Raw genomic sequence first — 13,152 nt, forward strand, 5'->3', positions numbered from 1 at the left:
GGTCCGCATCCCCAAATGCGCCGCGACCGCAGCGATTTCGGCGCACAGTAACGCGCGTAGAAGGGGAGAGGAACGGGGTTTCTCGTGGCCGTTATCGATTCGTGCCGACACCGGGTTACGTTTGCGCGCCGGTGGTTACGGCGGGGTGACGCAAGCGGACGAAGGGGTACCGAAGGGGGCACCCCTCAGCCTCTCCGCCTTACCGTGCGGCGTCCAGGAGGGCGGCCGCGGTGAAGAGCTCGACGCCGACCGTGATGGCGTGCTCGTCCACGTCGAAGTCGCCCTGGTGGAGATCACGGACGACGCGCTCGCCCGGCTTGCGGACGCCCAGGCGGGCCATGGCGCCGGGCACGTGCTCCAGATACCAGGAGAAGTCCTCGCCGCCGAGGCTCTGCTCGGTGTCCTCGACGGAGTCCGGGCCGCGGCGGGCGGTCATGGCGTCGTGCAGCAGGTCGGAGACGGCCGGGTCGTTGACGACCGGGGGCACCCCGCGGACGTAGTTGATCTCGGTCTTGGCGCGGTAGAGACCGGCGATCTCGTCGATGGCCGCGTGCACGAGGTCGGGTGCCGCCCGCCAGGCGTTGAGGTCCAGGCAGCGCACGGTCCCGGACAGCTCCGCGCGCTGCGGGATGACGTTGCAGGCGTGGCCGGACTCGATACGTCCCCAGGTCAGCGCGAGTCCGCTGCGCGCGTCGACGCGCCGGGCGACCAGGGCCGGCACATCGGTGGCGACGCGGGCGGCGGCGGTGACGAGGTCGGTGGTGAGGTGGGGGCGCGCGGTGTGGCCGCCGGGGCCGTTGAGCGCCACTTCGAGCCGGTCGCAGGCGGAGGTGATGGGGCCGTGCCGCAGCCCGATGCGCCCGGCGTCGACCCGGGGGTCGCAGTGCACGCCGATGATCCGCCCCACACCCTCCAGCGCACCCGACGCGATGGCGTCGACCGCGCCTCCGGGCAGGACCTCCTCGGCGGGCTGGAAGATCAGCCGCACGGGGTACGGGAGACGCCCCTGGCTGTGCAGCTCGGCGAGGACGAGCCCGGCGCCGAGGACCACGGTGGTGTGGACGTCGTGGCCGCAGGCGTGGGCGCGGTCCGGCACCGTGGAGCGGTACGCGCAGTCGACCTTGGCGTCCGGGATGGGGAGGGCGTCGATGTCGGCGCGCAGGGCGAGCATGGGCCTCGGGCCGGCGTCGGCGGCCTGCGCCCCGTCGCCGGTCTCGGCGGTGTTCCCGATGTCACAGATGAGCCCGGTCCCGGTGTCGAGCACGCGGGGGTGGAGGTCGGCCTTCTCCAGGCGTGCCTTGAGGGCCGCGGTGGTGCGGAACTCCTGGTTGCCGAGCTCCGGGTGCATGTGCACGTCGCGGCGGAACGCCACGAGTTCGGCGCGCAGTGCCTCGGGCAGCGCGCCGGGGAGCTCTGCGTCCCCGGGGAAATCGGCCTCGGACTCTCGGGACATCAGTTGGTTCACCCTTTGAAGGGTAGGGCGACGGTGCGGCCACGCGACCCACGATCAACAAAACTTCAGCCCGTTAGGGGAAGAAAACTGGCCGCCCGACGCATACATATCGGTCGGGATGGGTAAGCTCGCCCGCCTTTCCGGACGACGGATCGTGGTCCGGTGTGGTGGCCGGGCTCGTGATCCACGCCGCCGGGGCTGCCGGCGGAACCCATGGGAAGGCCCGGGGTGCCCGAGCGCGTCCGTCGGGGAAACGCTCGGAGTGCCTGAGCCCATTCCCCGCGCTCTACGGTCCCACAAATGGCGGTGGCGGGTTTCCCGACGCACGCACGCGCGTCGGACGGACGGCCGCCCGGAAAGGGGCACCCACCCCTACGCCATGCGCACCGCCGACAGCCGGTGCACGTCCCGCGCCGTCCCCGTCACCCCCGACAGGAACCCCTGTGCCCGCGGTGACGCGTTCTCCGTCAGCCATGTCGGGTCGATGTCGCAGACCGCGACGCGGACCTCCGTGCCGGCCAGCGCCAGCGGCAGCGTGTGGACCACCGTCGAGGGGAAGCTCAGGATCGTACGGCCGATCGGGCCACGGCGGGCGATCAGCTCCAGGGGAAGGTCGGGGCGGACGATCTCCAGGCCTGTCTCCGCGGCCAGTCGGCGGAGTTTGTCCGTGCTCTCGCGGCGGTGGGCGAAGTAGCGCGTCGCGCCGTGCGCCTTGGCCAGGGCCCGTACCGCCTCCAGATAGCGGTCGCCGTCCACCACGCCCGTCTCCACCAGGGACGTGCCCACCAGGTCGGCGCCCTTGGTCAGGCGCGGCGGGCCGAAGCGGACGCGGGTCCAGGAGAAGTCGTTCCGCGTGACCTTGACGCCCTCGGGCGCCGAGTCGATCGGCATCGACGAGAACACCTCGACGGTGCGGTGCGCGCTCGGCGTCAGCCGGCGGCGCGCCGACGACGACACCGGGGCGAAGAGCAGGTCGCGCGGGCCCGGTCGGCCGCCCTTGCGGTGCCAGCGCACCAGACGTTCGCCGCGGGCGAGCTGGGCGACGAACTCCATCGTCGCCGTGCCGTCGTCCACGACGACCAGTTCACGGGCGCGGGTGATCGTCAGCAGCAGTTGTACGTAGCGGGAGAAGGGGTCTCCCATGACGATCCGGTCCGCCCGGCGCAGCACGCCCGCCAGACCGCCGATCGTGTGGAACGGCGCCGTCGGACCGCCCCGCGCCTCCTCCCAGCGGACCTCGTACCCCTCGTCGCGGGCCAGTTCGGCCATACGGCGCAGCTGGCCGCGGGTCATCGGGTCCGTGGGAGAGAGGACGACGAGCGTGAGCCCCGCGCCGGGGTCGTGCAGCGCGTTCGTGTACGCCCATTCGAGGACGTTCAACAGCTGTACCGGACTCTCGACGAAGGCGAGAGTGTGGGGGCCGGCGGATCCGGCGCGGGGGCTCATCGGCGTACGACCGTCCCGTAAGTGGCTCAAACCGCTACCGGCTCGCCCGCCGCCGCCGCGATCTCCGCCTCGGCGACGACGCCCGGGACCCGGCGCAGCTTCTTCATGGGGCCGAGCTCGGACTCGTAGACCTTCTTGACGCCGTCGCCGAGGGAGGCCTCGATGGTGCGGATGTCACGGACCAGGCGCGTGAGGCCCTGCGGCTCGACGGAGGCGGCCTGGTCGGAGCCCCACATGGCGCGGTCGAGGGTGATGTGGCGCTCGACGAACGTGGCGCCGAGGGCGACCGCGGCGAGCGTGGTCTGCAGGCCCGTCTCGTGGCCGGAGTAGCCGATCGGGACGTTCGGGTACTCGGCCTGGAGGGTGTTGATGACGCGGAGGTTGAGCTCCTCGGCCTTCGCCGGGTACGTCGAGGTGGCGTGGCAGAGCAGGATGTTGTCCGAGCCGAGGACCTCTACCGCGTGACGGATCTGCTTCGGGGTCGACATGCCCGTGGAGAGGATGACCGTGCGGCCCGTACCGCGCAGGGCGCGGAGCAGCTCGTCGTCGGTCAGGGACGCGGAGGCCACCTTGTGGGCGGGGATGTCGAACTTCTCCAGGAAGGCGACGGCCTCGGTGTCCCACGGGGAGGCGAACCAGTCGATGTTCTTGCTCTTGGCGTACTCGTCGATCTGGCGGTACTCGTCCTCACCGAACTCCACGCGGTGGCGGTAGTCGATGTAGGTCATGCGGCCCCAGGGGGTGTCGCGCTCGATGTCCCACTGGTCGCGCGGGGTGCAGATCTCCGGGGTGCGCTTCTGGAACTTGACGGCGTCGCAGCCGGCCTCGGCGGCGGCGTCGATCAGCTTGAAGGCGTTCTCGAGCTCACCGTTGTGGTTGATGCCGATCTCGCCGACGACGTAGACGGGGTGGCCCGGGCCGGCGGTCTTGGAACCGAAGCTGCGCAGACGGGAGTTGCTCATGGTGAAACGTTCCTTACTTGTCGAGGGAGTCGAGAGAGGGGCCGAGGATCCAGCTGGCGATCTCTCGGATCGCGCCGTCGCCGCCGGGGACGGTGGTGACCGCGCGTGCGGCGCCGCGCACGACGTCGTGGGCGCTCGCGACCGCCACCGGCCAGCCCACGAGGGCGAAGCACGGGAGGTCGTTGACGTCGTTGCCGACGTAGAGCACGCGCTCGGGCGCGATGCCCTGCTCCTCGCACCACTGCTTCAGTGCGAGGTCTTTCCGGTCGATGCCGTGCAGGACCGGAATCTTGAGCTTCCGGGCCCGGGCGGCGACGACCGGGTTCTGTTCCGTGGACAGGATGAGCATCGTCAGGCCGCTCTTGCGGAGGGCCGCGATACCGAGGCCGTCCCCGCGGTGCACGGAGACGAACTCCCGTCCGTCGGAGTCGATCAGCACCCTGTCGTCGGTCTGGGTGCCGTCGAAGTCGAGGACGACCGCGTCGATGTCTTCGGCGGTCGGGAGGGCGCCGGGCCGGTTCGCGTCGAAGAGCGGCGCGAGGGCCCGGGCGCGGGCGAGGTCGTGGGGGTCGTCGATCTCCAGGACCCGGGCCGGGTCGGTGCGGACCAGCTCGGTGCGGCCGAAGAAGCGGTGCCTGGCCTCGCGGAAGCCCGTCGCGTCCATGCCGTAGACGGCGCCCGTCTCCAGGAGGTCCTGGGGGCGGTCCTGACGGCGCGGGCGGAAGGACTTGTCATGGTTGATGCCGTAGCCGCCGCTGGTGGCGGTGCCGGTGACCAGGGTGTCCGTGCCGCCCTCGACGGCGGCGCGCTCGGCGCCGAGCGCCCCGGGGGCGTCGTCGGCGTCGCGCCACACGAAGCCGTGGAAGGGGGCCACGGTCAGCGCCGTGTCCGCGCCCTTGCCGACGATGGCGTGGACGACTCCGTCCACGTCCTCGCGGACGATGAAGGGGCTGGTGCACTGCACCAGCAGGACCACGTCGACCGCCGCGCCGTGCAGGGCCTCATGGGTGTCCATGGCGTGCAGGACGGCGGCCTCGGAGGTGGCGGTGTCGCCGGCGATGGCGGCGGGCCGCAGCACGACCTCGGCGCCGGCCTCGCGGGCCGCGGCGGCGATGGCGTGGTCGTCCGTGGAGACGACGACGTCCGTGACGAGCCGGGTCGCCCGGCACTCGCGGACGGCGCGGGCCACCAGCGGTACGCCGCCGACCGGCAGCAGGTTCTTCGCGGGCACGCCCTTGGAGCCGCCGCGCGCGGGGATCACCGCGAGCACACGGCGCACCGAAGCCGCTTGGCCCGCTTCCGAGTGGGACATTCGCTGTACTCCTTGGGAAGGGATAGGTGTGCTCACAGCTCCCCCATCCGCCGGATGACGGGCGCCACGCGCTGCACTCCGTGGCGGTAGGCGCCGCGGGCCGCCCGGCGCACCATCTGCCGTACGGGGCTGGGCTCCTTGTCGGCGGCGGGCGCTCCGGGCAGCGGGCTGCCGTCCGGGGCGAGGTGGTGGCGGGCGAGGATGCCGGGGAGGTAGCCGGGCGCGGTGACGGGTGTGTAGTAGGGCGCCAGCGGGGGGAGTTCGCCGGCGGCCAGCAGCCCGGCGATCCGTTCGCGTGCCGCGTCGAAGGCCGTCTCGTACGACCCTCCCCCAGAGGGGGTGCCCCCAGCGGCGACGCCCTGCCGGGCCACCCACGTGGGGTCGGGCAGCGGTCGGTGGCCGGCGTCGAGCTGGTCCCAGGAGGCCAGGCAGCCGGAGCCCACGAAGTGGTGGTTGCCGAGCGCCTCGCGCACCCCGAGGTCCGTCAGGACGACGGTGGGGATGCCGCGGTGCAGGGACTCCAGGGCCGCCGTGGAGCTGACCGTGACGAGCAGGTCGGAGCGGTCGAGGACCTCGCCCATGTTTCCGTACACCAGACGGAAGTTGGCCGGGAGACCGTCGGGAAGCCGCTGCGCCAGCTTCTGGTAGGGCAGCTCCTCGATGTGCGTGGTGTGCTCGCCCGGCTTGGAGCGCAGCTTGAGCAGCACCTCGCGGTCCGGGTGCAGGCGGGCGTGCTGGACCAGCCGGTTCAGCAGGTACGTACGGTCCCCCCGCCTCTCCGGTACGGAGGGCTGCGCGGCGAAGACCACCGTGTAGGGCCTGCTCCCCCGCTGTGCGGACGGGTCGTTCCCGGCGTAGGGCCGCCCGCCGAGGAAGGGCAGCGCCACCTCGGTCACCGCCGAGGCGTCGGCGCCCACTCCCTCGAACACGGCCCTGAAACGCTCCGCGTCCTGACGGGAGTTGGCGAGGACGAGGTCCGCGCCGTGGCGCAGCAGGAGGCCGTCGGCGAGCTTCTCGTAGACGACGCCGACATAGCCGGTGACGACCACGGGCCGCTTCTCGTGTCCCTGCCGGGCGTGCCCGAGTCCGTGCAGCACCGCCTGGACGGCGCCGCCGACGAGGGCGAGCACGACGATGTCGTACGTCTCCCCCTTCATATGGCGCAGGAACTCGACGGCGGTGACCTCGCGCAGGGAGTCCGCGCGGACGCCGACCTCTTCGAGCTGGCGGGGGGTGGGGGTGGCACGGCCCCGCAGCAGGAAGCCGTCGAGCCGAATGTCCGATTCATTCGGTGATACGCGGTTCGCGGTGAGCGCGCCCCATTTCCACCGGGTATCGGAATCGGCCAGGACGGCGACCCGCAGGGACTTCGTAGTACTTGCTGGCACGTCGAAAACGCTAGGAAGTGATTCCGATCCGCGGCCCAACCGGAATGCAACAACGGGTTAACAGCACATCGCCGATTGGGGATTCGGGGCGTGTCGCGCGCGGAAATCGGCTCGGTTCACGGCTTCGCCACGCGTCGTTCACCTGACATCTCACCACCGGTCAAGACGAATGCCGGGCCGCCGCCTAACGTCACTCGGGTGGTCAAGCTCTCCGTCATCGTGCCGTTCTACAACGTGCAGCAATACGCGCCCGACACCCTGAAGAGCCTGCGTGCGAACGCGGGCGACGACTTCGAATTCATTCTCGTCGACGACTGCTCGCGCGACGAAACCCCGGACATCCTCGCGCGTGCGGAGCGCGAGCTCCCGGGCGCGGTGCATGTCAGACACGAGAAGAACGGAGGGCTCGCGACCGCACGCAACACCGGGATAGACACCGCGCGCGGCGAGTACCTGACGTTCCTCGACGGGGACGACTGGCTCGCTCCCGGCTATTTCCCCCAACTCCTGTCCGCCATCGAGGAGTTGGGGTGCGACTTCGTTCGTACTGATCATGTCCAGTGCACCGCGCGGGCCCGCACCGTCAACCGGGTGCCGCACGGCCGGCGCGGTGTGGTGATGAACCCGCGCGACGCGATCCTGCCCGCCGACCGGTCCACCTCCGTCGACTACGCGTACGCCTGGGCGGGCATCTACCACCGCCGGCTCGTCGACCGCGGGCTGCTCCACTTCACCGACGGGCTGCGCACCGCCGAGGACCGGCCGTGGATCTGGAAGCTGCACCGGGAGGCCGAATCCTTCGCCACGGTGGGACTGCTGGGCGTCTTCTACCGGCGCGGTGTCGCCTCCTCGCTGACCCAGATCGGCGACGTACGGCAGCTGGATTTCATTCGCGCGTTCGACCAGGTGGTGGCCGAAACCGCGAAGGACCGTGACGCGGATAAATTGCTCCCCAAGGCAGTTCGCACATATTGCGCAATCATTTCCCACCATCTGGGATCCATCGAAAGGTTCGAGCCACCGGTGGCACGGAAACTGAAGTCGATGAGCGCCGTCGCACTGCGCCGTATGCCGCAGGACGTGCTCGAAGAGGCACTGGACTCGATGGACATCCAGCGCGCCTCACGCCTGCGCCGGCTGCGCCGCCGTCCCGCGACCGCCGCGGGGGTGCCCGCGTGACCACCCAGATCTTCCTCGCGTCGACGCTGTACGGCGCGGCGACGCTCGCCGCGGCGCTGGACACCGAGTGCTTCGCCCCCGCCGACCGCCGTATCCTGCTCGTCTCGAACAACGCGGCGACGCCCGAGACGACGCCCGCCCTGGACGAGATGCCCGGCTTCGACCACCTGCGCGGCCGCTTCGACGACGTGATCTCGTGGAACGAGACCATCTCCCCCTTCCATCCGGGCGGCTGGGCCCCGCGGCTCGATGACGTGCCGCTGTGGGAGCGGCATCTGCGGCTCGCCTGGCGGCTCGGCGACGACGACGTGGCACTGGCCGTCGAGTCGATCCAGGTCAACCCCGCGCTCGGCATCGCGCAGATCTTCACCGGCGCGCCCGTCACCGTCTACGCGGACGGCCTGATGAGCTACGGCCCCACCCGCAACAAGATCGACCCGCTGGTCGGCACGCGGGTGACCCGGCTGCTCCACCTGGACCTGGTGCCGGGCCTCGAGCCCCTGCTGCTCACCGAGTTCGGCGTCGAGCCCGAGATCGTGCCGACGGACGCGTTCTCGAAGGTGCTCGGCGAACTCGTGGACACCGGCGACACCTTGCCGGCCATCGACGAACCCGCCCTCCTGCTCGGCCAGTACCTCTCCGCCCTAGGCATCCTGACCGCCGAGGAGGAGGAGAACCTCCATGTGCGGATGCTGAAGGGCGCGATCGAGCTCGGTCACACGCGGGTGGTCTTCAAGCCGCACCCGACCGCACCGGCCCGCTGGTCGCGTCTGCTGGAGAAGGAGGCCGAGAAGCTGGGCGCCGACCTGACGGTGCTCGACACCCCGGTCCTCGCCGAGGTCCTCTACCAGCGGATGCGCCCCGCGCTGGTCGTCGGCTGCTTCTCCACCGCGCTGCTCACCGCGTCCGCGCTGTACGGCCTGCCGGTCGCCCGCATCGGCACCGAGTCCCTCCTCGACCGGCTGACGCCGTACGAGAACAGCAACCGTGTCCCCGTCACCATCGTCGACGCGCTGCTGCCCCTGCTGACGGACCGCGCGGCGGTGACCGAGCAGCGACAGGGCCTGGACGTCGAGGACCTCACCAGCCTCGTACGAGCCGTCGGCTACGCGATGCAGCCGAAGATCTGCCCCGGCCTGCGCCCGGCGGCGGAGCGCTATCTGACGCGGCAGCTGACCCCGCACACCTGGCGCTACTTCAAGCGGCGTCGCCTCACCTCGCTGGCGCTTCCGGGCGCCGTACCGGCCCAGCTGGCCTTCATCCCGCGCAACGCCACGGTGCGCCGGGTGGCGCGCCGTGCCCGTTCGCTGAAGCGGGCGACGCTCGGATGAACGCGCCCGTGGAGACAGAGCCGAACACGCCGGTGCCCACACCGCTCGAGAAGCCCGCTGCGACGGCGCCCGAGGCCGGGCAGGGCGCCGCGGGTGTCCCCCCGCGGATCGTTCCCAAGGCGCACGCGCCGCGGCTGCGTGCGCTCGACGGGCTGCGGCTCGTCGCCGCGCTGATGGTCGCCGCGTACCACTACGGCGGCCGGGACGGCGACGTCACCGCGGCCTGGGGCGGCTCCCCGCGGCACCAGTTCCCCACCCTGCACTCGTGGTTCGCGTACGGCTGTCTGGGTGTGCAGATCTTCTTCGTGATCAGCGGCTTCGTGATCTGCATGAGCGGCTGGGGCCGGCCGCTGCGCTCGTTCTTCGCCTCGCGCGCGTCCCGCCTGCTGCCCTCCTACTGGGCGGCGGTGATCATCGTGACGGCGGTGTTCGCGCTGCCGACGGTCGCCTACAAGGCGGTGTCGCCGAGCGACGCGCTGGTCAACCTGACGATGCTCCAGCAACCCCTGGGCGTGGACCGGGTGCTGGGGGTCTGCTGGACGCTGTGGGCGGAGATCCGGTTCTACGCGCTGTTCGCCCTGTGCATCGTGCTGCCGGGCGCGACCCGGCAGCGGGTGATCCTGTTCTGCGCGAGCTGGACGATGGCGGCGGCGATCGCGCAGGCGGCGGACGAGCCGCTGCTGAACCTCGTGCTGATGCCGGAGTACGCGCCGTTCTTCGTCGGCGGCATCGGGCTCTACCTGGTCCACCGCGACCGGCGGGACGCGTACGCCTGGGGCATCGTGGGCGTGAGCTGGCTGATCGGGCAGCACTACGCGGTGCGCGGCCTGTGGCACGCGCCGAACCCGGACTTCTTCTCGTACCGGCCGGCGTACGGCATCGTCCTGATCGTCACGCTGGGGTACCTGGCGGTCGCGGCCATCGCGCTCGGCTGGCTGAATCGGGTGAACTGGCGCTGGCTGACGGTGGCGGGCGCCCTGACGTACCCGTTCTACCTGGTGCACGAGCACCTGGGGTGGGTCGCCATCAAGGTCTACCACCGGGACCTGGGGATTCCGTCGTACGGGACGTTCCTGTTGACGGTCGCGACCATGCTGCTGCTGGCCTGGCTGCTGAACCGGTATGTGGAGGAGCGGCTGGCCCCGAAGCTGCGTGGGGCGCTGTCGAGGCCGCGGCCGTAGCACCGGGCGGCGGACGGACCTAGGACCGAGGCTCCCCACCGGACTGGGGGCCGACTCCGTGTCGGAGGCGGCCCCTCCGGATCCGGGGCCCGGCGTTCACCTGATCCCGTACCGCGCCTCGATCCCCGCGATCACCAGGCGCAGCCCTTCCTCGAAGCCCTCCTCGTAGTTCTGGAAGATCTCGGCGCCCGCGGCCGCCGCGAGGGGGAAGTCGGCCATGCGCGCGGCGCGCTCGTCGACGTCGTAGCCCTCGCGGCGCTCCCCCGGCAGCGGCTCGACGCCCTGTTCCTCGGTGACGAAGCCGAGGGTGAAGAAGTAGGCCGTGGAGGTGGCGCGCACGGCCTGGGGGAGGTCGAAGCCCGCTTCGACCAGGGAGCGCAGGCTCGCTTCCAGCTGGACCGCGTGTTCGGTGCCGGTGAAGCGGGAGCCGCTGAAGACCTTGGCACCGTCGCGGTAGCCGAGCAGGGCGGTGCGCAGCGCGCGGTTGCCGTGGAGCAGCCGCTCCTGCCAGGAGGCGCCCGGGGCGAGGTGCGCGCCCTCGGTCATGCGGCGGTACATCTCCGTCGCCATCTCGTCGAGCAGCGCCTGCTTGTTCTTGAAGTGCCAGTACAGGGCCGGTGCCTGGACGTTCAGCTCCTTGGCGATGGCCCGGAGGGTGAGCCCGTCGAGGCCGGCCTCGTTGAGCAGCCGCAGGGCGGTCTCGACGACCTGCTTCTTGTCCAGCTTGGGGGATCTCTGGGTAACCACGCTTGACAGTTTAACGCCGTTAAGGGCATCCTCCGGACATGCGACTTAACGGCGTTAAGGAGACTGTCGTGAACACGGACGTACTGATCGTCGGTGCCGGTCCCACCGGACTCGCCCTCGGCGTCGACCTGGCCCGGCGCGGGGTGCGCGCCCTCGTCGTCGAGCGGGCCGAAGGCCTGTTCCCCGGGTCCCGCGGCAAGGGGATCCAGCCGCGCACGATGGAGGTGTTCGACGATCTCGGTGTGCTGGACGCGATCCGCGCCGCCGGTGGCTCCTACCCCGTCGGGATGATCTGGCAGGACGGCGAGCGCGTGGGTGAGCATCAGCTGTTCGACCCGGCCGAGGCGAGCGACGACTCGCCGTACGCCGAGCCGTGGATGGTCCCGCAGTGGCGCACTCAGGAGATCCTGTTCGCGCGGCTGGAGGAGCTCGGCGGGCGGGTCGGCTTCGGGCGCGAGGTCGTCGGCCTCCGGCAGGACGAGGACGGCGTGACCGCGGAGTTCGCTTCGGGCACCGCTGTCCGCGCCCGGTACGCGGTCGCCGCCGACGGGGGCCGCTCCGCCGTGCGGCGCGCGCTCGGAATCGGCATGACCGGGGAGACGGTGGACCCGAACCCGATGCTGGTGGCGGACGTCCGGATCACCGGTCTGGACCGCGACAACTGGCACATCTTCCCGCCGCGCGAGGACGACGGCTTTCTCGCGATCTGGCCGCTGGCGGGCGCGGAGGACTTCCAGGTCGTGGCCCAGTTCCCGGAGGGCACGGATGCCGACCTGTCCCTCGACGGCATCCGCAAGGTCGTCGCCACGCGCTCGCACCTCGCCCCCGCCGAGGTGACCGAGGTGCGCTGGGCCTCCGACTTCCGGCCGCGGGCCGCGATGGCCGACCGGTTCCGCGCGGGCCGCGTCTTCCTCGCGGGCGACGCCGCGCACGTCCACTCGCCCGCGGGCGGACAGGGCCTCAACACCAGCGTCCAGGACGCGTACAACCTGGGCTGGAAGCTGGGCGCGGTGCTGCGCGGCGGGGCTCCCGTGTCCCTCCTCGACTCGTACGAGGAGGAGCGGCTGCCCGTCGCCGCGGACATGCTCGGGCTGTCCACCCAGGTCCACCGGGGCGAGGTGCGGCGCGGGGAGGCGACCCGGCAGCTCGGGCTCGGCTACCGGGGGTCCTCGCTCGCGGTGGAGACGCGCGCGGGCCTCGCGCGGGACGCGCTGCATGCGGGCGACCGCGCGCCGGACGGGATCCGTGGCGACGTACGGCTGTTCGACGCGTTCAGGGGGCCGCACTGGACGCTGCTGGCGGTCGGCACGGAGGCGGAACTGCCGACGCTCGCCGGTGCCCGCACGGTCCGGATTCCGGCGTACGAGGAGTACGGCGCCGGCGTCTTCCTCGTCCGGCCCGACGGGTATGTGGGCTGGGCGGGCAGGACGGCGGCGGGACTGACGGAGTACGCGGCCCGGGTGGCTGTCGCCTAGGCGCCGGCCAGTGTCAGCTTCACGGCGAAGCCCAGGAAGAGGGCGCCCGCGGCGGTCGTGGCCCCCGCGGAGAGCCGCTTGCGTCGGCGGAAGGCGGCCGCCAGCTTCGTGCCGCTGAAGATCAGCGCGGTGAGGTACAGGAAGCTCGCCAGCTGGGCGAAGGCGCCGAGGACGACGAAGGACAGGGCCGGGTAGGCGTACCCCGGGTCGACGAACTGAACGAAGAAGGCGACGAAGAACAGGATCGCCTTCGGGTTGAAGAGGCTGACGACGAACGCCCGCCGGAAGGGCCGCTCTCCGGCGACCGGCGCGACGGGTGCCCGGGCCGCGTCCGCCCGGTCCCGGCGGGTCCGCCACATCTCCCACGCGGCCCGCAGCATGCCGAACGCGAGCCAGGTCAGATACCCGGCCCCGGCGTACTTCACGATCCCGAACAGCAGGGCGTTCGCCTGGAGCAGCGAGGCGACTCCGGCCGCGGACAGCGTCATCAGCACGGTGTCACCGCACCAGACGCCCGCGGCTGCCGTGTATCCGGCGCGTACGCCCTTGCGGGCGGCGACGGACAACACGTACAGCGAGTTCGGACCGGGGAGCAGGACGATCAGGACAAGGCCTGCGAGGTAGGTGGGGAGATCGGTGACACCAAACATGAAAGGGAGTGTCGCACGCGCGTACGAC

The 13,152-nt window shown here is 71.5% G+C and carries 11 protein-coding genes; 4 read left to right on the forward strand and 7 right to left on the reverse strand.

Going from position 1 to position 13,152, the window contains the following annotated elements; all coding sequences use genetic code 11:
• Window positions 1-199: 199 nt before the first annotated feature.
• From SAVERM_RS17440 to SAVERM_RS17460, 5 genes are all read right to left on the reverse strand, one after another.
• Window positions 200-1,453: an amidohydrolase gene (locus tag SAVERM_RS17440; RefSeq protein ID WP_010984802.1), complete on the reverse strand. Its 1,254-nt coding sequence runs from the start codon at window positions 1,451-1,453 to the stop codon at window positions 200-202.
• 372 nt (window positions 1,454-1,825) lie between these two features.
• Entirely contained in the window at window positions 1,826-2,899 is a 1,074-nt protein-coding gene (locus tag SAVERM_RS17445; protein WP_010984803.1) for a hypothetical protein, read from the reverse strand.
• 26 nt (window positions 2,900-2,925) lie between these two features.
• The gene (locus SAVERM_RS17450) at window positions 2,926-3,861 is read right to left on the reverse strand and encodes an N-acetylneuraminate synthase family protein (protein ID WP_010984804.1); all 936 of its coding nucleotides are present in this window, start codon (window positions 3,859-3,861) and stop codon (window positions 2,926-2,928) included.
• Between the two features lie 13 nt (window positions 3,862-3,874).
• Window positions 3,875-5,173 (reverse strand): N-acylneuraminate cytidylyltransferase, encoded by a 1,299-nt coding sequence (locus SAVERM_RS17455; RefSeq protein WP_010984805.1) that lies wholly within the window; start codon window positions 5,171-5,173, stop codon window positions 3,875-3,877.
• A 32-nt stretch (window positions 5,174-5,205) separates the two neighbouring features.
• Entirely contained in the window at window positions 5,206-6,561 is a 1,356-nt protein-coding gene (locus SAVERM_RS17460; RefSeq protein ID WP_010984806.1) for a DUF6716 putative glycosyltransferase, read from the reverse strand.
• Between the two features lie 198 nt (window positions 6,562-6,759).
• On the opposite strand from SAVERM_RS17460, the gene SAVERM_RS17465 reads away from it, so the two are divergent.
• Genes SAVERM_RS17465 through SAVERM_RS17475 form a run of 3 tightly spaced genes read left to right on the forward strand, consistent with a single transcriptional unit; the run spans window position 6,760 to window position 10,252 of the window.
• Entirely contained in the window at window positions 6,760-7,740 is a 981-nt protein-coding gene (locus SAVERM_RS17465) for a glycosyltransferase family 2 protein (protein WP_010984807.1), read from the forward strand.
• On the forward strand, window positions 7,737-9,071 hold the full coding sequence (locus tag SAVERM_RS17470; RefSeq protein ID WP_010984808.1) for a polysialyltransferase family glycosyltransferase: 1,335 nt from the start codon (window positions 7,737-7,739) through the stop codon (window positions 9,069-9,071). Before SAVERM_RS17465 ends, SAVERM_RS17470 begins: the two co-directional genes overlap by 4 nt.
• Window positions 9,068-10,252 (forward strand): acyltransferase family protein, encoded by a 1,185-nt coding sequence (locus SAVERM_RS17475; RefSeq protein ID WP_078234419.1) that lies wholly within the window; start codon window positions 9,068-9,070, stop codon window positions 10,250-10,252. The genes SAVERM_RS17470 and SAVERM_RS17475 overlap by 4 nt, the downstream gene beginning before the upstream one ends.
• A 96-nt stretch (window positions 10,253-10,348) precedes the next feature.
• Here SAVERM_RS17475 and SAVERM_RS17480 read toward each other — a convergent pair whose 3' ends face one another.
• The gene (locus tag SAVERM_RS17480; protein WP_010984810.1) at window positions 10,349-10,999 is read right to left on the reverse strand and encodes a TetR/AcrR family transcriptional regulator C-terminal domain-containing protein; all 651 of its coding nucleotides are present in this window, start codon (window positions 10,997-10,999) and stop codon (window positions 10,349-10,351) included.
• Window positions 11,000-11,067: 68 nt separating this feature from the next.
• On the opposite strand from SAVERM_RS17480, the gene SAVERM_RS17485 reads away from it, so the two are divergent.
• Window positions 11,068-12,474, forward strand: a complete 1,407-nt coding sequence (locus tag SAVERM_RS17485; protein WP_037644930.1) for an FAD-dependent oxidoreductase — start codon at window positions 11,068-11,070, stop codon at window positions 12,472-12,474.
• Here the strand turns inward: SAVERM_RS17485 and leuE are convergent.
• A complete protein-coding gene (leuE, locus tag SAVERM_RS17490) occupies window positions 12,471-13,124 on the reverse strand; it encodes a leucine efflux protein LeuE (RefSeq protein ID WP_010984812.1) in 654 nt (217 codons plus the stop codon). The genes SAVERM_RS17485 and leuE overlap by 4 nt on opposite strands.
• Window positions 13,125-13,152: the final 28 nt, after the last annotated feature.

Origin of the sequence: Streptomyces avermitilis MA-4680 = NBRC 14893, from assembly GCF_000009765.2 — a bacterium.
Lineage (GTDB): Bacteria > Actinomycetota > Actinomycetes > Streptomycetales > Streptomycetaceae > Streptomyces > Streptomyces avermitilis.